The organism is Butyricimonas faecihominis (assembly GCF_033096445.1).
Lineage (GTDB): Bacteria > Bacteroidota > Bacteroidia > Bacteroidales > Marinifilaceae > Butyricimonas > Butyricimonas faecihominis.
On record NZ_AP028155.1, the window covers coordinates 1,964,544 to 1,983,105 of the forward strand.

The window sequence follows — 18,562 nt, forward strand, 5'->3', positions numbered from 1 at the left end:
TTCGTCATTTACAAGGTTACTATTATTTCTGTCCCCACTCCTGTTCTTGTTGTGGCAACGGGAATCTATAAACTTCTGATAACTTATCGGCGATCTTTATTTCGCAATCCGGAATATTCTCTAAATTCCGATATTTATACCGATAAAATATTTGTCCCTCCGCAAGCATTTCCCGCCGATACTCGGTATCCAAATAACTTATAACCTCCTCTTTTGTATTTAATTCCACCCCCAGTAAACTACGAGCCGTTCTTATTGCATTGATATAAACCAAGGCAGTCTCCACATCCGGAGCCGTCTCTGCGGCAATATAATACATCTCAGATAAGCGTAACATCGGCATTTGATTTCTAGACCTCTGGTTATCGGTCTGTTCTTGACGAAATTTACGCATTCTTGGTAACCCCTCTTCCGTTACGAACAATAACTCATAACGAACATCAGACATTTTGTACTTATCCGCTTCAAAAATAACATCTAATTTCTCTTTCGTACTTCCTAACTCTTTACTTGTTGTAACAGAAGGGAAATACCCCGAAGCCACATTAGATAACTTATCCACGTAAAGACCAAAAAGTAACTCTCCTGAAATAATTTTATCCTTATCAATATCTTGAGGAGAAGTTGTTAAACGAGGATAATTAATATTAGTCTGGAGTGTATCCATAAGCTCACTTACAAAATCATATACTTCTGAATCTGTTTTTCCGGCATACAACATAACTCTAGCCCTCAACGCCCGCACCGAAAAAGCATTCATACGAACTTTCCGATTTACCAGATAAACATTTGAAGGAGTCTCCATGGGGGTCCATATTGGGTCTTTATCAAACAATGGAATTGCAGCATCAATATCAGCCAGCACCTTTTCAATAACCTGATCAAATGTACTATATGCGGTATTCCCCTGGCCAAAAGTAGTCACGTAAGGTATACACTTCTCTCCCTTATCTAGCGCTTTCGATGGCCCAAACATTCTCAACAAATCAAAATGCAAATATGCTCTCAACGCCAATGCTTCCCCTTTAATCAAATCATAATTGTCATCGTCAAAAATCTTTCGATCAGCATTTTCCAAACGTTCCAACAATTTATTATCATTAGCTATCGCATTATACATTCCTTCCCAAATAGAAGCAATTACTTTTTCAGTATCGGCTGTCTTGTAATCAAAATTTGCAAAAGAGGTGTAAATCTCAGGAGCACCATCCCGCAACACATAACTATACGCTAATAAATCCATTGTACTGATAGTCATTTGATCACCATACAACGACGTTCCGGCCATCTTCGCATAAACACCAATTAAAGCGTCAAAATAACCGTTCTCTGTCTTATACAAATCGTCCTCTTTCGCATCTATATCAGATGACACATCAAACCAATCCTCACATCCGGTGAACATAAATGCACCCAGGATCAATACAAATAGGTAGGCAGTTTTCATTATTTTTTTCATCTCTATATCTTTTTATATTATACTGCTCATCTCTAAAATGTTGCGCTTAAAGAAAACGCAATTCTATTGGCAAACGGATAATTAATACCCCTTTCTTGGCGAACAGTAGAAAGTCGCATAATATCATTCATATAAGCATTTACTCTCAATCGCTCCATTCCTAACGTACGAAGAATACCTTTATGCTTTATATCATAACCCAGGCTCACAGATTCACAGGTGAACACGTTTTCATCTTGCACGAAACGGCTTGTCGGGCGAGTAGTTGTTTTATCAAAAATACTTTTATAAAGCGATTGATCCCCTTCTTTCCGCCAACGATCATCATAAATACGACGATCCACATTCCCATAAAGATCAGCATTTTCTACTCGATCCACCAAGGTAGAATTGTAGATCTGTCCACCAATCTTATATCGGAAATTAGCACTAAACGTTAAATTTTTATAGGTTAGAGAAGTTCCGATAATACCCTCAAGATCCGGACGGGTATTTCCCACAGCAACCTGGTCAAACGAATTATAAGTAAATGTCGTTAATCCCTGTTTTGTCAAGTAAAGTTCATTTCCCGTAGCCGGATCAATACCTAAAGAACGAACAGCATAAATATCTGTTAAAGAACGCCCTTCTTCATAAAGAATAACAGGAGCAGACTGGTTTTCCTCCTCTGCTTTTTTAATCACCTCCTCGTTACGCTTTTTCATGAAATTACTGATTTTCGTAATTTTATTCCGGTTATGAGCAGCGGAAACATTCACACTCCAGTAAATCTGATCTTGAGGTCTTTTAATAAACATCGCCTTCACGGTTGCCTCAAATCCCCGATTTTCAGTCTCCCCGATATTTTCCTTATAACTTGAAAATCCCGTTGAAGTAGCAATAGTAACGTCTGCCAACAAATTATCCGTGCGACGTTGATAATAATCGATGTTTATCATGTAACGACTATCCACAAATCCTAATTCCAACCCCAAATTCAACACATGAGTTGTCTGCCATTTTAGATCCTTATTTCCAATTCCTTTTAGCCAAGCAGGAATCAATCCTGCATAATGCCGTCCGGTCTCATAACTATACATTGAAGTAGCTTGAAATGGTGCAAAATTCTGGGAAGCGGTAATACCATAAGAACAACGTAATTTCAAAATACTTATTGCTGCCATTTTCTCCATCCAAGATTCATTATGGATATTCCAGCCCGCTCCCAAAGACCAAATAGGAGCAAACCGATTATTGGAACCGAAATTAGATGATCCGTCCACTTTCAACGAAAAATCAAACAAATAACGTCGGTCATAAGAGTAGTTGAATGTCCCCAAAATTCCAGCCAGACGTTGAATACCATAAGTCGCTTCCGGTCTTGAATCCTTATAATATTGTTTCGCAAAAGCAATACTACTCATATTATCATTCGGAAAACCTTCCACATCTACTGTTTTATCATGATTTTTACTTTGAGAAGCATTTAAACCAACTACAGCATAAATATTATGTTTGCCAAAAGATTGTCCATAGCGCAAATTCAGGTCTCCCAAGATACTAAAACTTTCTCCATTGGAAAACGAAGCTTTTCCCCTTCTTAAAAACTCATCTGGAGAATTTATCGGATCGCCCAATTCTTCAAACATCGTATGTGATGCAGAATAAAAAAGATCTGAAGAATTAAATTGTTTCGTCAAACTAAAACGTCCCATCAATGTCAGATTCTCCGAAATCGTCCATTCAATAGAAAAATTATTTGTGAAATCAGTATATTTTTCTTCATCCACGGAATGAAGAGTTGCATTATAAAGAGGATTCTTGTTAAATTGTGATCCTTCCAAAAAGTCAGGATATTTATCATCAAACAATTTCACTGGACGGCCTTGTTCATCATACGGACGGACATAAGGATTCAATGACACGTATTGACTAAACTCCCCATAAGGAGAATTTTTCGATTCATTAGCTGTAATTTGAAGATCATTCTTGAAAAGAAGACCTCCTTTACGATATTGCAAGAAAACACCTCCCATATAATTATTATGACTTGATCCTTTCATCACTCCCGGTGTCATCCGTACTGAAAAATTGATACCATAACGTATCACCTTATCCCCACCACTCAACTCGAAATTATGACGATGTTCGAAAGCAGTTCTCAACGGTTTACTTAACCAATACGTATCTACTCCTTCCATTACATTCTTCAGCATTCGGTTGTAATATTCTTTCATTTCAATATCATTACTCAATGAACGCCCCTCGAAATGTCCCGCATCCTTTTGAAGTTCAAGAGCCTCTCTCGCATTTAACAAATCATAGTCTGTAAGGTCAGGCATCACCACAGCGTAATCTCCATTATAGCTCAATCTCAATCTTCCGATCTCAGGGGCTTTTGTTTCGATAACAATCACACCATTGGCAGAACGAGAACCATAAAGTGCGGCTGCGGAAGCATCTTTCAATATTGAAATACTTTCCACCCGGTTTGGATCCAAGTCGACAACTCGCTGTAACGATACTTCGAAACCATCCAGAATAAATAACGGCTGGTTCGGATTTCCTTTATAATTTGCATCAAGATCCGGTATTCCATTCGCACCGCGTACCTCGATCTCCGGTAAGGCATTCGGGTCTGAACCGTTCAAATTATTCTCCACGATTTTAAACGAAGGATCTAGCGTACGAAGACTTTGCAAAATATTCTGATTCCCTACCATTTTCAGCTGTTCACCGGTCACTGTTACGGAAGCTCCTGTCGCTAACTCTTTGCTCCTACGGAAAATACCAGTCACCACCACATCATCTAAATTTTCCGTCTGTTCCTCTAAAACGACCACTAACTCTTTCTTCCCTTGCAAAATCTCTTTATCCTTCACCTCATCCATAGAAACTTTTTTCGTTTCCATTCCTACAAATCGAAATACTAGGACTACGCCCTTCACTTCACCGGGCAATGTAAGAGAATATTTACCATCAATATCTGTTGCACACCCGATTGTAGTCCCCTCTATCAAAATGGTCACTCCGGGTAAAGGTTCCCCTGCCTTATCCTTTACAATTCCCTTCAGTAATTGTTGCCCTTTTTGTAATGAATCTGCAGTAGCAACCACCTCATCCTTAATCACGACTACATCGTTCATAATCGTAAATGTCAAACCAGTTCCCATCAACACCGACCTCAATGCATTTTCAAGAACATCATTCTCAATATTTACCACTTTTTTCTGCTCAGACCTCACTTTTTCTACACTGTAAAAAAAGCGAAGGCCAGTCTGTTTCTTCAACTCTTTCAGCACGTGTTCAAGCGTAACATCCTGCATGGATAAAGACACCCGCTGTTGAGTATAACCGGAAGCTGATACCCCGATCTGTAACACCAACATAAAAAATAAACATAGCCTCATGATTAACAAGCATTTTTTCAAATGAAAGGGCACACCACGCCCATAGAAACAATTTTTTTTCATACCTTTGTAATGTTTCATTAATTTATTAATGTTCACCTGATAAATACGGGTCTAGTGCCAACAAACACCCGTATTTATTTTTTACCGATTATAATCGTTTTTCCTTCCGTCTTAAATTTTACATCTCCACCCGTTTCAATAAAATTCAAAAATACATTTATACTCTCGTAACGTTCCAGATCACCCGTGAAATGATAATCTTTCACCACTGGATCAACATACACGACATCTATATCATACCATCTTTCTAATGTTCGCATAATATCCACCAACGCAGTATTTTCAAACACGTATTTTCCTTCCCGCCAACCAACATACTGCATAACATCCACCTTCTTCATTTTAATTTCCCCGGTTTTCTCCTCTTGCACCTGAAAACCCGGAGTCAAGATAATCTCTTTTTTGTTTTCTCCGGAGACATACATCACTTTCCCCATCTCCAATGTAGTTACAACCTTTTGCTCATCGGCATAATCCCGTACATTAAAACTTGTACCTAAAACGGCCACAGTTCCCATTGAAGTATGCACTTGAAATGCATGTAGCTCATCCTTACTCACCTGAAAATAAGCTTCTCCTTTCAAGTAAACATCCCTCGTTTTACCCGAAAAATTTACAGGAAATCTCAATTCAGTCTCTGCATTTAACCACACTTTCGTACCATCTGCCAATTCCAAACAATACTCTCCACCACGAGGAATCGTCACGGTGTTATACATGACCTCTGCCGTCTCATTATACAGATTTGCCTTATAAACCAAAGTACCGGATTCGGAACGCAATATCGTCCCATCACTCTCCTCCAATTCTTGAATATTCTCTTCAAGAGAAACCTGTTTTCCGTCTGCTAATGTTATTACCGCACAACTTTGCCCCGGACAAATAACTTCTGCAACAACTGGTTCCACCTTGTTAATCTGTTCTGGTTTATTATTCATCCACCATCCGATAATACACAAAACGACAATCGAAACGGCCGTAGAAACCCACCATCCGATCCGGAATGTTTTTCTCGCGTTCTTTTTTAATATTTTGAATTTCCGATATGCCTCTCTACCATCAAAATCATCCGTTCCTTGCAAACGAGCCACGATCTTATCACGATCCATTTCTTTCACTCCATACTCCTCACATAAAGAATCTAATTCCTGTTTCTCCTCTTTACTTGTCATCCCAAGTAAATCCTTATAGAGTAAATCTGATAACCTTTCGTATATTTTTAAATCGTCCATCATCTCATTGAGGCTTTATTTCTATTAATAAATCCCCAAAAAGAAAAACGGGTACCCTAAAAATACATTTTTTTCAAAAAAAGATTGAAAATATAAACAAATCTGATTTCACGGCAGCCTTAATAACCGCATAAGCCTCCTTTTTGTGCTTCTTCACCGTATTCTGGGAGATATTCAATTTCAAGCTGATCTCATCATTCGTCATTCTTTTCATACTCAATAGAATGACTTCACGTCGTTTAGGAGGCATTTCTTCAATCACTTTCCGCAATTTCCTAATCACCTCCTCAAACATTACAGCCGACAATGACTCGGATTCTATTTCATCCGTAAAAAAAGCCCATTCTTTCAAGCGCTTGTCTTCCCGCTCTTTATCCCGTATTTCTTTCAAACAATTATTGTTCACCGTACGGTATAAATAAACATTAAAAGCGGCAATATTCTCAAAACATAAAGGAGACTCCCACAATTTAATAATTGCTCCTTGCACCAAATCCTCGGCCTGTTCTCGGTTATTCAAAATTTTCATCGCATAATGGCACAAAGGAGAATAATAATCCATATAAATTCTCTCCCACGCCTTAGCATCCTTACGGTTTACACCATTAATAAAATTCTGAATCTCCCTATCCATTATATCTAATTAACAAACACCCTACATTCTAGTTAGATACAAATATATATAAATTCGAGAAACAAACAAATTCACTCAAAAAATATCCTTACTTCTGTTGAAAGCGGAACTCATCCACCATATCCAGTAACACAGCCCCATAACGTTCCACGATCTTTTTCCCAACTCCGGGAACTGCCAGCAATTCCTTTGAATTCGTGGGCAGCGTGTTACTGATTCCCAACAAAGCTTTCTGCTGCAATACCGTGTACACGGGCAATTTCAATCGTTCTGCCTCCTTGTTCCTCCAAGCACGAAGAGTTTCATATAACTTCGAATGTAGTATATCAGGAGAAATCTCCACTTTCTCCGCTCCGGCACGTTTCGCCTTAATCTTCACCTTCGGGGCATCAATTAACGCCTTCGCCTTCGCCCGTAAATAATCTTTTACAGAAAAACCGTTCCCGATCACTTTCAACGTTTCAAGTTTCAAGTTCACCTCTCCCCGAAAACGTTCCATATTTTGTTCCACCAACTTCCTCACCTCCTTGTTATCAATCTCCGGAATAGCCTCTTCCAAGAATTTTCCAAAAATAGACATCGTATGTTCCCGGAAATATTCCGCCCCCTTCTTCACCCGGTCTGCGATCACCGGGTCCGCCTCGTAATTCCCTTCTTCCGGCATCAACCGTTCCAACTGGTTCTGAAACCGTTCGGCCACCGCCAACAATTCCTCCGCACACTTGGCTCCCGCCACCCGGTAACGTTCCACCCAATCGGGATACAACCGACGCAACTGCTCATCCAACACCCGGTACAAATAATGTAACCTCCACCGAATCGTCTCGTAATCGAATTGTTCCAGCAACAACTCCCTGAAATAAGACTGCCGGGCCTGTTGCAATTCCTCCTTATTCGGCTCCTTCTGTTCCGCCTCCCGCACGAATTCATCTATTGCCCCGTCACTCACCAGTGAACGCACGGTTACTGGGGAACTCAACACAAGTCCCTCGAAGGTCTTGCAACGGCTCAACGCCACGTACACCTGCCCATGAGCAAACGCCGCATTCGCATCCACGATCGCCCGTTCAAACGTCAACCCTTGGCTTTTATGAATCGTAATCGCCCACGCCGTTTTCAACGGGTACTGCTTAAACGTTCCCTCCACCGTCTCCGTGATCTCCCGAGTCTCCTCGTCCAGCGTGTATCTCGTGTTCGTCCATTCCTCCGGTGTCACCTGAATCTTCAGGCCATCCTCTTTTCCTACCACCTCGATGGAACGGTCATTAATAGCCGTGATTTTACCGATTTTCCCATTATAGTAACGCTTTTCCGGTGATGAATCATTTTTCACGAACATCACCTGCGCCCCTTGTTTCAGCACCAACGTCTCCTCCGTGGGATAAGAATAAGTGGGGAAATTATCCTTCACTTCTGCCTTGAACGAATAAGCCCTAGTGGATAATTCTGCCATTTTCACGTCGTTAATCCTTTGTGCTTGGTGGTTATGTGTTGTCAACGTGATATACCCCTCGTCATCCGAAGGCTTAAAGCCCGGTACATACCTCCGGTTCAACATCCCCAACACCGCAGCATCCACCCGGTTCTCCCGTACCCGGTTCAACAGGTCCACGAATTCCCGATCCTGTTGCCTGTAAACGTGTTTCAACTCGATCGCCACGTAGCGGGTTGCTGCCAAAGCCTTACTATGGAAAAAGAACGCCGATGCGTAATGTTGTTTCAACAACGCCCACTCGTCCTCTTTCACCACGGGAGCCAACTGCTGCAAATCACCGATCAACAACAACTGCACCCCACCGAAAGGCTCGCTCTTGGAGCGGTAACGACGCAACATATCATCCACCGCATCCAGCAAATCTGCCCGTACCATACTGATCTCGTCAATCACCAGCAAATCAATCGTCTTGATAATATTGATCTTTTCCCGGTTGAACTTGTGCGTGTATTGCAATTTTTCACCTCGCTCCACCGTATCCGTACTTCCCGGCACGTATGGCCCGAACGGCAACTGGAAGAAAGAGTGAATCGTCACCCCACCCGCATTAATTGCCGCCACTCCCGTGGGAGCAACCACAATCATCCTTTTGGGTGATCTCCGTTTCAATTCCCGCAAAAACGTAGTTTTTCCCGTTCCCGCTTTTCCTGTAAGAAACACGTTCACTCCCGTATATTCCAAAAAGTCATACGCCAATTCCAGTTGAGGATTACTTTCCATGAATCAAGATTTTACACGAATTATCATTCTATTCGGCCTTCACAGACACGCAACTCGTACAAAGGTAGAAAAATAATCTATTCGTATCACGGCAATGACACACAATCACGTAAACCTCTTGATATTTTCGATTATTTTTTAGGATTATTCTTTACAGATTCATATATTTGTAGAAATTACATACAATACCATTTATGAGATTTCAAAACTTCATCGTGGGCATTCCGTATCGGGTTCGTGCCTAATTTAATCCCGGAAAAATTCCTCCGGACTTTTTTAAAACTTTCCTCCTAACCGGGAAGTATCAAGGTATTGTTTTCTCACTTTTAATAAATTACCATGAATAACTGGAAAAAGGTATTCGCAATTATATGGACAGGACAGTTTTTCTCCATACTGACCAGTTCTCTCGTTAATTTTGCCATTATTTTATGGCTAACCTTTGAAACTAAATCGGCAGAAACTTTGGCTTTCGCCACGATTGCCGCCATGTTACCGCAAGGCATCTTAGGTATGTTCTCCGGAGTATTTATTGATCGGTGGAGCAGGAAGAAAATCATGATCCTGTCTGACAGTTTCATTGCTTTCTGCACACTTATTCTAGCCTTTTTATTTTATTTCGAACAAGCGGAAGTTTGGCAAATCTATCTATTGTTGGCACTCCGATCGATAGGTTCGGCTTTCCATGCTCCTTCGATGCAAGCATCTATCCCGTTACTCGCTCCAGAATCTCAATTATTACGAATCGCCGGGATCAACCAGATGATCAATTCTGCCTGTAATATAGCCGGACCAGCTTTAGGCGCCCTAGCCATTACCACGCTGGCCATGCCTGTCGTGCTTATGCTCGACGTGATCGGAGCCATACTCGCCTGTACCTCGCTGGCTTTCGTCAAAATACCGAACCCACCACCCGGTGAACACGCGGGAGAAAACAATGTCCTTCAAGACTTAAAAGAGGCTCAACGGGAGGTAGTCAGCCACCGGGGAATGCCATTATTATTAATACTCTCGATCATAGCCACATTTTTTATCATGCCAGTCAGCGTACTTTTCCCTTTAATGACCCTAAATCACTTTTCGGGAGATGCTTTCCAAATGAGTCTGATTGAAGCCATTTGGGGAGTCGGGGCCCTATTGGGGGGAGTTGCCTTGAGTATCAAACAATACAAGATCAACAAAATCACGCTGATCAACCTGACATATATCCTCTTGGGAGCCGGATTCACGGCATCTGGCCTACTATCTCCCAATGCCTTTGTTTGGTTCGTCGTGTTTACCGCATTTGAAGGCGTGATCGGGTCATTATACTTTGCCTCGTTCACTGCCGTTATCCAGACGAAAATCAACCCGGCAATACTCGGACGAGTATTTTCCATATACATGAGCCTTAGTATGCTCCCCTCCATGCTCGGATTAATGAGTACCGGGTTTATTGCCGATCACGTGGGGATTACAAACACGTTCGTTATTGGTGGACTCGTGATATTAGCTATCGGGGTTATATCATTCTGCCTCCCGTCCTTGTTACAAGTGGGCAAATTGACCGTTAACGGGAAAACCCGCAATATCTAAAGTATATAAATCGAAAGCCACCTCGAAAAAGGTGGCTTTCAAATATCTGATCAATTCGATAAATTACTTTCCGGCACGAGCTTTATACTCTTTCAAACCGTCTTGCAAGAATTTCACGAAAGCATCCCGATCTTTATTATAACCTCTGGCGGGTTGTAATACATGCGGTTTCAATACTTTCTCATTACCTTTACGGCTATCTAACAAGATATAGTTCGGTTGAGCGTTCGACTCGAATTGCTTGATCTGGAAGTCTGTATTCTTCTTTCCAAGCGTGTTTTTCTTCTTTCCGTCATACTCTGACACATAAACCTCTTCTGCTGGTAATTTAGTCTTATCGTCCACGTAAAGAGCCACGATGATATAATCATTCTTCAGCATTTCAAGCACACGAGGATCAGACCAAACGCTTTGTTCCATCTCACGACAGTTCACACAACCGTGACCGGTGAAGTCAATAAACAAGGGTTTATCTTGAGCTTGTGCGGCTTTCAATGCCTGATCGTAATCGAAATAACCATCCAACCCGTGGGGCAAGTGCAAGAAATCAGAGTATTTCACAGGTTCGTTGGATGCGGCGCTAGCGGCACCTTGTGTTCCACCCACCTGCACGCCACTCTTCATGATCTCTTTCGCGTTGTCACGCACAATACGGTTAATATCGAAGTCTATCGTTTCTTGTGGCGGGAAATATCCGGCCAAAGCTTTCAACGGTGCCCCGAACATACCCGGGATCAAATAGATCACGAATGACATGGTAATAATAATCATCACCAAACGAGGTACTCCGATATATGGCAAGTCGCTATCGTGAGCGAATTTGATTTTACCCATCAAGTACAATGCTTGTAACGTGAACACTGCTACCCAGATAGCGATGTAAACCTCACGGTCTAACAATCCCCAGTGGTAAGTCTGGTCTGCTACCATCAAGAACTTGAATCCAAGGGCAACCTCCACGAATCCTAATACAACTTTCACCGCATTTAACCAACCTCCTGATTTCGGTAGATTGCTTAATTTTGAAGGGAAGAAAGAGAAGAATCCGAAAGGCAATGCCACGGCGATAGAGAATCCTAACATACCGATGATCGGACGTAATACAGATCCGCGTGCAGCCTCTACCAACACGGTTCCAACGATCGGGGCGGTACAAGAGAATGACACCAATACCAACGTGAATGCCATGAAGAAAGCTCCGATGTAACCACCTTTATCAGCTTGTTTATCCGATTTATTTACCAACCAAGACGGTAACACGATCTCGAACGCACCAAAGAAGGATGCAGCGAAGATCATAAATATAATGAAGAAACAAATATTAGGCAGCCAGTTCGTACTCAACCAGTTAATGAATCCCGGTCCTAACAAGAACGAAATGATCAATCCTAAAGCGGTATAGATACCAACGATAGACAAGGCGAAGAAAATAGCTTTTGCCTTTGCTTTTGCTTTATTACTATCCCCATGCATGAAGAATGACACCGTCATCGGGATCATCGGGAACACGCAAGGCATCACAACTGCCAGTAATCCACTACCAAAAGCCACCCAGAAGAACAACCACAAGGAATCATCCTCGGTTGCATCCTTCGTTTCATCGGCAGCAGCAACAGTAGCTTTATCTGCACCTTTGTTACCCAACTCAATCGCGAAGTCCTTCTCTCCCGGCACACAAGCACCTTCCTGACAAGCCTGGAATTCAACGCTTCCTTTCACGGTAGTAATGGAAGGATCGGTAACTTTGATCTTTTGGGTTATGGTGTAATTATTTGAATAATACCACACATCGACTCCGAAAACATCATCATGCTTTTTACTTGGTTCACTCTCCTCGGCCGTACCCACTAATTCGATTCCCTCTCCCACTTTCTCAATGGTAATTGATGTAGGCATGGGACCACCTGCCGGGGTTGACATGGAGTAAACCGTCCACCCGGGTTGAATGGTTGCTTTAAAGGTTAAAGCGTATTCGTTATCCCCGGTTTTCTTCTGTGAAAACGTCCAACTTGTCGGGTCAGACATTTGAGCGAAAACCGAAAAGGTTCCCACGAACAACGTAAAGATCAACGTCAATAGTCTCTTTTTCATAAAAAATTATTTAATAAAACATCAATTTGCATGCTTCTCGAAATCGTATGCATTATCACACAGTGGACGCAAAAGTACCATATAATTTGTTCTCACACAAATTCATGGTACTATTTTAACATCGTTTTAAGATGGAATGACGAAACTGTAAGTAAAAACACCTACTCGGGTTCTATTTCTCTATTAAAACGATTAAAAAACTTATATTCGTAAATATAAAAAGAGGGAACTCCGACCACCTTTAAATGGATATGGTGCTTGAAAGCCCACTTCCTACGCAAAGACCAGAAACCTTTTTTCAAATACGCCTCCACGAAGGGGTGTACTTTCAATACCAGATTCTTGATTTTCTTCTCTTCGACCAAGAACTCAAGCTGATCTTCAATCTTATCAATCACTAAAACAGCAGCATCGGCCTTACCGGTTCCATGACACACGGGACAAGTCTCCGTGGTCGTCACGGTCATTTCCGGACGTACCCGCTGGCGCGTGATTTGCATTAATCCGAATTTACTCAGAGGGAGTATGGTATGCTTGGCACGATCGAGTTCCATTGCCGAACGCATCTTATCGAACAACTTCTGGCGGTTCTCCGCCTGTTGCATATCAATAAAGTCGATCACGATAATACCTCCCATGTCTCGCAATTGTAACTGACGAGCCACCTCGTCGGCAGCAGCCAAGTTTACTTCCAGGGCATTTGATTCCTGATCATCGCCCAATTTCACACGATTCCCGCTATTCACGTCTATCACATGAAAAGCTTCCGTGTGTTCTATAATGAGGTATGCCCCGTTTTTAAACGAAACGGTACGTCCCAGCGAAGACTTGATTTGCTTGTCCACCCCAAAATGATCGAAGATCGGTACCTCGGTTGACACAAATTTAACGATACCTTCTTTCTCCGGAGCTATCGTGCTGATATAACGCTTAATTTCTTTACTCAATGCTAAATCATTCACATAAATGTTCTCGAACGAGGGATTCAATATATCCCGGAGAATAACGCTGGTTCGGTCAATCTCTCCCAAAATCAGCTTGGGAGGCTCTATATCCCGAAGATGTTTGAACGCGGTCTCGAAACGTTCAACAAGTTCTGTTAATTCACTGTCAAATAGCTCGGCATTCTTGCCTTCGGCGACAGTTCTCACGATCACCCCGAAATTCTTGGGGCGTATACTTTCAATCAGTCTTTTCAAACGCTTCCGTTCTTCGACCGATTTTATCTTTTGTGACACGGATACCTTTTCCGAGAAAGGCATCAGAACTAGGTGGCGGCCGGCAATACTCAACTCGGAGGTCAAGCGCGGACCCTTGGTGGAAATAGGTTCTTTCGCGACCTGCACGGCCACATATTGGCCGACAGAAAGCACGTCCCCGATCTTCCCGTTTTTACTGATTTCCGGCTCCAGTTTTAATTTGGCTACAGGCATCCCCTTCCGGGCTATACATTGCTTTATATAGCTATCCAAAGAATAAAACTGGGGACTGAGATCAAGGTAATGCAGGAAGGCATCCTTTTCATAGCCGACATTAACGAAAGCGGCATTCAAACCGGGCATGATTTTCTTCACTTTCCCGTAATAGATGTCACCTACCGCAAATTTAACGCTAGTCTTCTCCGTTGTCAACTCTACCAACCGCTTGTCCTTTAACAAGGCGATTACTACTTCTTCCGCTTTTACATCTATGACTAACTCAGTATTCACTACCTGATCAATTAATGTATTAATCAAAATAAACCTAAAGGCATAGCCCTTAGGTTTATAATCTCTAACTCACAAACGATGACTACTTCTTTTTGTGTCTGTTCTTTCTCAGTCTCTTTTTCCGTTTGTGAGTGGCCATCTTATGTCTCTTTCTTTTCTTTCCGCTTGGCATAATTTCACTCCTTTCTTATTTTACTTGATCTTTCACCTGATTGACGAAACTCTTCGAAGGCTTGAACGAAGGAATAAAGTGTTCAGGAATCTTGATCGTTACATTTTTAGAAATATTACGAGCGGTTTTCTCAGCTCTCTTTTTCACTACAAAACTTCCAAAACCTCTTAAATATACATTTTTTCCATCAATCACAGAACCTTTGATTGCTTCCATAAAAGCTTCAACTGTAGTTTGTACCGCAGCTTTCTCGATACCAGTGGTTCTTGAAATTTCATTCACGATGTCCGCCTTTGTCATTTTCTTTAAGTATTTAATATTCAATATTATATTTCGTTTCTTCTAGATTTCAGACTGCAAATATATATCTTTTCCACAAACAATGAAACAAACTATCGCATTTTTGTCAATATTTTTTGTGTTCTATATCTTTAATTGTCAACATCGGACATATCCTCGCACCGCTTTTTACAACATCCCTTTGTCTTGCCCGCTATTTATTTAAACTGGTTACAACAAAGTTATCACATCCAGCAATCGGGAATAAATCACGAATCATAACAAGATGGCATCGGGATTATTTTTTTTCTCCGAAATTATTCCGTAATTTGTGACAAATTTTAATCCATACATTATACATGGTAAACAAAGTTATTCTTATCGGTAATGTCGGGGCTGACCCGGACGTAAAATATCTCGAAGGAGGTGTTGCCGTGGCAAGATTCAGCCTTGCCACGTCGGAGGTGTACAATAATAAAAACGGAGAACGTGTAACTCAAACCGAATGGCACAATATCGTTCTCTGGCGGAATCTGGCTCAAATAGCCGAAAAATACGTTCGCAAGGGGATGATGCTTTACATCGAGGGACGTATCAGAACCCGTTCATGGGACGACCAAAACGGGGTGAAAAGATACACGACCGAAATTTACGGGGATAATTTCCAGATGCTATCCCGGAAACAGGATAACGGGGATAAACCTCAAGACACGCACATGCCACAAGCACCCGATTTAAGCGGTGGTGACGACAGTGACGATCTCCCGTTCTGAAAGATAAAAGCTAAGAATTAAAAACTAAAAGTTTGAAGTAAACGATTTCGAACAAGGAAATCAGGCTTTAAACGATTAGTTTTTAGTTTTTATCTTTTATCTTTTAGTTTTTCTATGTATCTTTCGGCGATATTTAAGTTTAACCAATTATATAAATTTTGGACACAGATTATATTCCCCTTGCCGGGCAGATTTTTACAGGTGCATTCACCCTCATCGATTTAATTTTCGTCATTATCCTATTGCTTTTATTATTATGCTCGGCATTAATTTCCGGTTCGGAGGTTGCCTATTTCTCACTTTCTCCCTCGCAATTGAAATACTTGGAAGACAACGGGTACGAGAAGGCCCGCAACCTGCAACAGAAACCCAACCGACTACTCGCCACGATTTTAATATCCAACAATTTCGTGAACGTGGCCATTGTCGTGCTGTCCACCTATCTGGTAAATTCATTATTTGATTTCTCGGCTTATCCCACGTTAGGTTTCATTATCCAAGTGATCGTGGTAACGTTCGTGATCTTACTGGCCGGAGAAATCATTCCTAAATTATACGCCAATCGTTCCCAGTTGAACATGGTGATTTTCATGGCAGGTCCACTGACCTTTTTATCACGCCTGTTCCGTCCGCTATCCGCCCTGTTGATCGGTTCCACCTCTATTATCAGCAAGCGCATGGATAAAAAGGACAATTTATCCATCGACCAATTATCCAAAGCCTTGGAATTAACCAAGGACACGGCAATCAACGAGGAAAAAGACATTTTGGAAGGCATTGTCCGTTTTGGTAATATTGACGCGGTTGACATCATCCGTCCCCGCATCAACGTGATCGCCATTGACGGGAGTTCAAGCTACCAACAAGTGAAAGAGATCATCACTGAACATGGCTACTCACGTATGCCCGTGTACGAGGAAAACTTGGATAACATCACGGGAATCCTCTACGTGAAGGATTTATTACAACATCTGGATGAAAAAGAGGACTTTCACTGGCAAACCTTAATCCGTCCGGCCTATTTTGTCCCAGAAACCAAAAAGATCAACGACCTGCTGGAAGAGTTCCAAACGAAAAAGGTGCACTTGGCGATTGTTGTTGATGAATACGGGGGAACCACCGGAATCGTCACGATGGAAGATATTATCGAAGAGATCGTGGGCGACATTAATGATGAATACGACGAACAGGAAATTGTTTACACGCGGGACAAGAATGGGGCATATATTTTCGAGGCCTCCACGCTGTTGAACGATTTCTACAAGATCACGGACATAGAGGAGGATTCATTTCAAGAAGTGGAGGGAGATGCTGACACCTTGGCCGGACTGATCCTTGAAATCAAGGGGGAACTTCCTCACAAGGACGAGGTGATTACATACAAAGAACATCAATTCAAAGTACTCGAAGTTGACAACAGGCGAATCAAGAAAATTCAATACAAAAAGACCGGGCAAGTCCCTCTCTCGCCTATAACTGCCCCGCCGATAAGCTAGGACAAGTACTCTGCAAATATACACCCCTTACATACCATGAACACCGGTTCATGTTCATAGTATGTATATGCTATGTTCATGCTATGTCCATGAGCTAGACTATCGGCGGGGGAAGGGATTGTATTGTCCTGAAAAAAGTTTACAGTAAACTTAGTAAACCAATGTCAGAATTAAATTTTCCCCCTGTTCGTCGTCGTTATTACGCCGTGAAGACGAAATTATCAGCGGTACGAGATCGAATAATCAATGAAATGGGTTACGCGGAAGTTCTAGCCAAGTACGAGGTCAAACCCTCGACTTTTCACGTTTGGCTACACAAGTATAAATCTCGCGTTTTATCGGAAGAACAACACAAACGTTTATCTTCGCGTAATTACAAAATGTTATACCCGATGACCGATCAAGAACGCGCCGAGCTGGAGTCTTTACGTCAGGAAGTAGAGAAACAGAAAATACTAGTGGAAGCTTACGAGTTAATGCTAGAGTTAGCCAGGGAACGCCTGCATGTTGATGTAAAAAAAAACTACGAGGAGATGCTATTAGCGGGATTGTCGAGAGACAAAAAGAGCGGGGAGGTAAAGCCGTGACGGAACACCTTTGCAATTCCCTTGGCTACAGCAAGCAGGCTTATTACAAGAGCCTCCGTGCCGATCGTGGAGGCGAGGAACGCGAGCGTTACGTTCTTTCCATCGTCCAGGATATTCGCCGTGACATGCCTAACCTCGGGGTTAATAAATTGTGGAACATGCTGGGGTCTAACGGGCTTCCCGTCGGTCGGGATTGGCTTTATCGTTTACTTCACCTTCACGATTTAATGATAAAACAGAAGAAGTACCGGGTCATCACGACGGATTCCCGGGCGTGGCATCGCCAGTACCCGAACCTGGTGAAAGGGCTTCGAGTTACCCGCCCCAACCAGGTATGGGTCAGTGATATCACGTACCTGTCAACGAGTGCCGGTTTCGTGTATCTCTCGCTGGTAACCGACGCTTATTCCCGGCGGATCACGGGGTGGGAAGTTCACCCCACCCTGGACTCGTCCGGTCCCGTGAAGGCGTTGTGCCGGGCGTTGGCAACGCTACCTCCCAACTTTAGCGATAAGCTTGTTCATCACTCGGATCGGGGTGGGCAATACTGCTCCTCGCTGTACACCGGGATATTGAAAGAACACGGTATTCAAGTCAGCGTGACACAAGATGGCTCCCCTTACGATAACGGTATCGCCGAGAGAGTGAACGGGATTTTGAAACGGGAATGGTTAAACGATATGGTCTTGAGAGATATTGACCAGGCGAGAATGCAAGTGGAGAGAATCATCGGGATATACAACACCAGAAGACCACACATGGCTATCGGGTTGAAAGTTCCGGACCAGGCACACCGCGATAAAAAAGAGTTATTCGCCAGGGTCATGTATTGACGCCAAGTGTTATTGGCATCCCGGGAATTCCCGGGATGCCAATAAAAAAGTAAAA

Annotated in this window: 13 protein-coding genes; 5 read left to right on the forward strand and 8 right to left on the reverse strand. The window is 42.3% G+C overall.

All coding sequences use genetic code 11. The annotated features are described in order from the left end of the window. Positions 1-22 precede the first annotated feature (22 nt). The 5 genes from R8806_RS08275 to R8806_RS08295 form a co-directional block, all read right to left on the reverse strand. Positions 23-1,459: a RagB/SusD family nutrient uptake outer membrane protein gene (locus R8806_RS08275; RefSeq protein ID WP_124318010.1), complete on the reverse strand. Its 1,437-nt coding sequence runs from the start codon at positions 1,457-1,459 to the stop codon at positions 23-25. 32 nt (positions 1,460-1,491) lie between these two features. After that, positions 1,492-4,848: a SusC/RagA family TonB-linked outer membrane protein gene (locus R8806_RS08280; protein ID WP_164719923.1), complete on the reverse strand. Its 3,357-nt coding sequence runs from the start codon at positions 4,846-4,848 to the stop codon at positions 1,492-1,494. A 137-nt stretch (positions 4,849-4,985) separates the two neighbouring features. Further along, on the reverse strand, positions 4,986-6,146 hold the full coding sequence (locus R8806_RS08285) for a FecR family protein (protein ID WP_124318374.1): 1,161 nt from the start codon (positions 6,144-6,146) through the stop codon (positions 4,986-4,988). A gap of 70 nt (positions 6,147-6,216) precedes the next feature. Beyond that, positions 6,217-6,777 carry a sigma-70 family RNA polymerase sigma factor gene (locus R8806_RS08290; RefSeq protein ID WP_124318375.1) on the reverse strand — a complete coding sequence of 187 codons (561 nt, stop codon included), beginning with the start codon at positions 6,775-6,777 and terminating at the stop codon, positions 6,217-6,219. An 88-nt stretch (positions 6,778-6,865) separates the two neighbouring features. Beyond that, positions 6,866-8,992, reverse strand: a complete 2,127-nt coding sequence (locus R8806_RS08295) for an HRDC domain-containing protein (RefSeq protein WP_124318320.1) — start codon at positions 8,990-8,992, stop codon at positions 6,866-6,868. A 339-nt stretch (positions 8,993-9,331) separates the two neighbouring features. Between R8806_RS08295 and R8806_RS08300 the strand changes: the two genes are divergently transcribed. Next, a complete protein-coding gene (locus R8806_RS08300) occupies positions 9,332-10,567 on the forward strand; it encodes an MFS transporter (RefSeq protein ID WP_124317865.1) in 1,236 nt (411 codons plus the stop codon). 63 nt (positions 10,568-10,630) lie between these two features. Here the strand turns inward: R8806_RS08300 and R8806_RS08305 are convergent, their stop codons facing one another. The 3 genes from R8806_RS08305 to R8806_RS08315 form a co-directional block, all read right to left on the reverse strand. Further along, on the reverse strand, positions 10,631-12,658 hold the full coding sequence (locus tag R8806_RS08305; protein WP_118304776.1) for a protein-disulfide reductase DsbD family protein: 2,028 nt from the start codon (positions 12,656-12,658) through the stop codon (positions 10,631-10,633). Positions 12,659-12,819: 161 nt separating this feature from the next. Further along, positions 12,820-14,367 carry an Rne/Rng family ribonuclease gene (locus tag R8806_RS08310; RefSeq protein ID WP_087421328.1) on the reverse strand — a complete coding sequence of 516 codons (1,548 nt, stop codon included), beginning with the start codon at positions 14,365-14,367 and terminating at the stop codon, positions 12,820-12,822. A 187-nt stretch (positions 14,368-14,554) separates the two neighbouring features. Next, a complete protein-coding gene (locus tag R8806_RS08315; RefSeq protein WP_158582627.1) occupies positions 14,555-14,863 on the reverse strand; it encodes an HU family DNA-binding protein in 309 nt (102 codons plus the stop codon). A gap of 314 nt (positions 14,864-15,177) precedes the next feature. Between R8806_RS08315 and R8806_RS08320 the strand changes: the two genes are divergently transcribed. The 4 genes from R8806_RS08320 (at position 15,178) to R8806_RS08335 (ending at position 18,507) form a co-directional block, all read left to right on the forward strand. Beyond that, entirely contained in the window at positions 15,178-15,591 is a 414-nt protein-coding gene (locus R8806_RS08320) for a single-stranded DNA-binding protein (protein WP_027201489.1), read from the forward strand. A 158-nt stretch (positions 15,592-15,749) separates the two neighbouring features. After that, positions 15,750-17,087: a gliding motility-associated protein GldE gene (gene gldE / locus R8806_RS08325; RefSeq protein ID WP_124318324.1), complete on the forward strand. Its 1,338-nt coding sequence runs from the start codon at positions 15,750-15,752 to the stop codon at positions 17,085-17,087. 161 nt (positions 17,088-17,248) lie between these two features. Continuing rightward, entirely contained in the window at positions 17,249-17,674 is a 426-nt protein-coding gene (locus R8806_RS08330) for a hypothetical protein (RefSeq protein WP_124318325.1), read from the forward strand. After that, entirely contained in the window at positions 17,671-18,507 is an 837-nt protein-coding gene (locus R8806_RS08335; RefSeq protein WP_164720063.1) for an IS3 family transposase, read from the forward strand. Before R8806_RS08330 ends, R8806_RS08335 begins: the two co-directional genes overlap by 4 nt. Positions 18,508-18,562 lie beyond the last annotated feature (55 nt).

What these genes read in the sequence shown, in the direction of transcription:
- R8806_RS08275 (WP_124318010.1), bottom strand. Translation starts at nt 1,459, where the DNA reads ATGAAAAAAATAATGAAAACTGCCTACCTATTTGTATTGATCCTGGGT.
- R8806_RS08280 (WP_164719923.1), bottom strand. Translation starts at nt 4,848, where the DNA reads ATGAGGCTATGTTTATTTTTTATGTTGGTGTTACAGATCGGGGTATCA.
- R8806_RS08285 (WP_124318374.1), bottom strand. Translation starts at nt 6,146, where the DNA reads ATGATGGACGATTTAAAAATATACGAAAGGTTATCAGATTTACTCTAT.
- R8806_RS08290 (WP_124318375.1), bottom strand. Translation starts at nt 6,777, where the DNA reads ATGGATAGGGAGATTCAGAATTTTATTAATGGTGTAAACCGTAAGGAT.
- R8806_RS08295 (WP_124318320.1), bottom strand. Translation starts at nt 8,992, where the DNA reads ATGGAAAGTAATCCTCAACTGGAATTGGCGTATGACTTTTTGGAATAT.
- R8806_RS08300 (WP_124317865.1), top strand. Translation starts at nt 9,332, where the DNA reads ATGAATAACTGGAAAAAGGTATTCGCAATTATATGGACAGGACAGTTT.
- R8806_RS08305 (WP_118304776.1), bottom strand. Translation starts at nt 12,658, where the DNA reads ATGAAAAAGAGACTATTGACGTTGATCTTTACGTTGTTCGTGGGAACC.
- R8806_RS08320 (WP_027201489.1), top strand. Translation starts at nt 15,178, where the DNA reads ATGGTAAACAAAGTTATTCTTATCGGTAATGTCGGGGCTGACCCGGAC.
- R8806_RS08330 (WP_124318325.1), top strand. Translation starts at nt 17,249, where the DNA reads ATGTCAGAATTAAATTTTCCCCCTGTTCGTCGTCGTTATTACGCCGTG.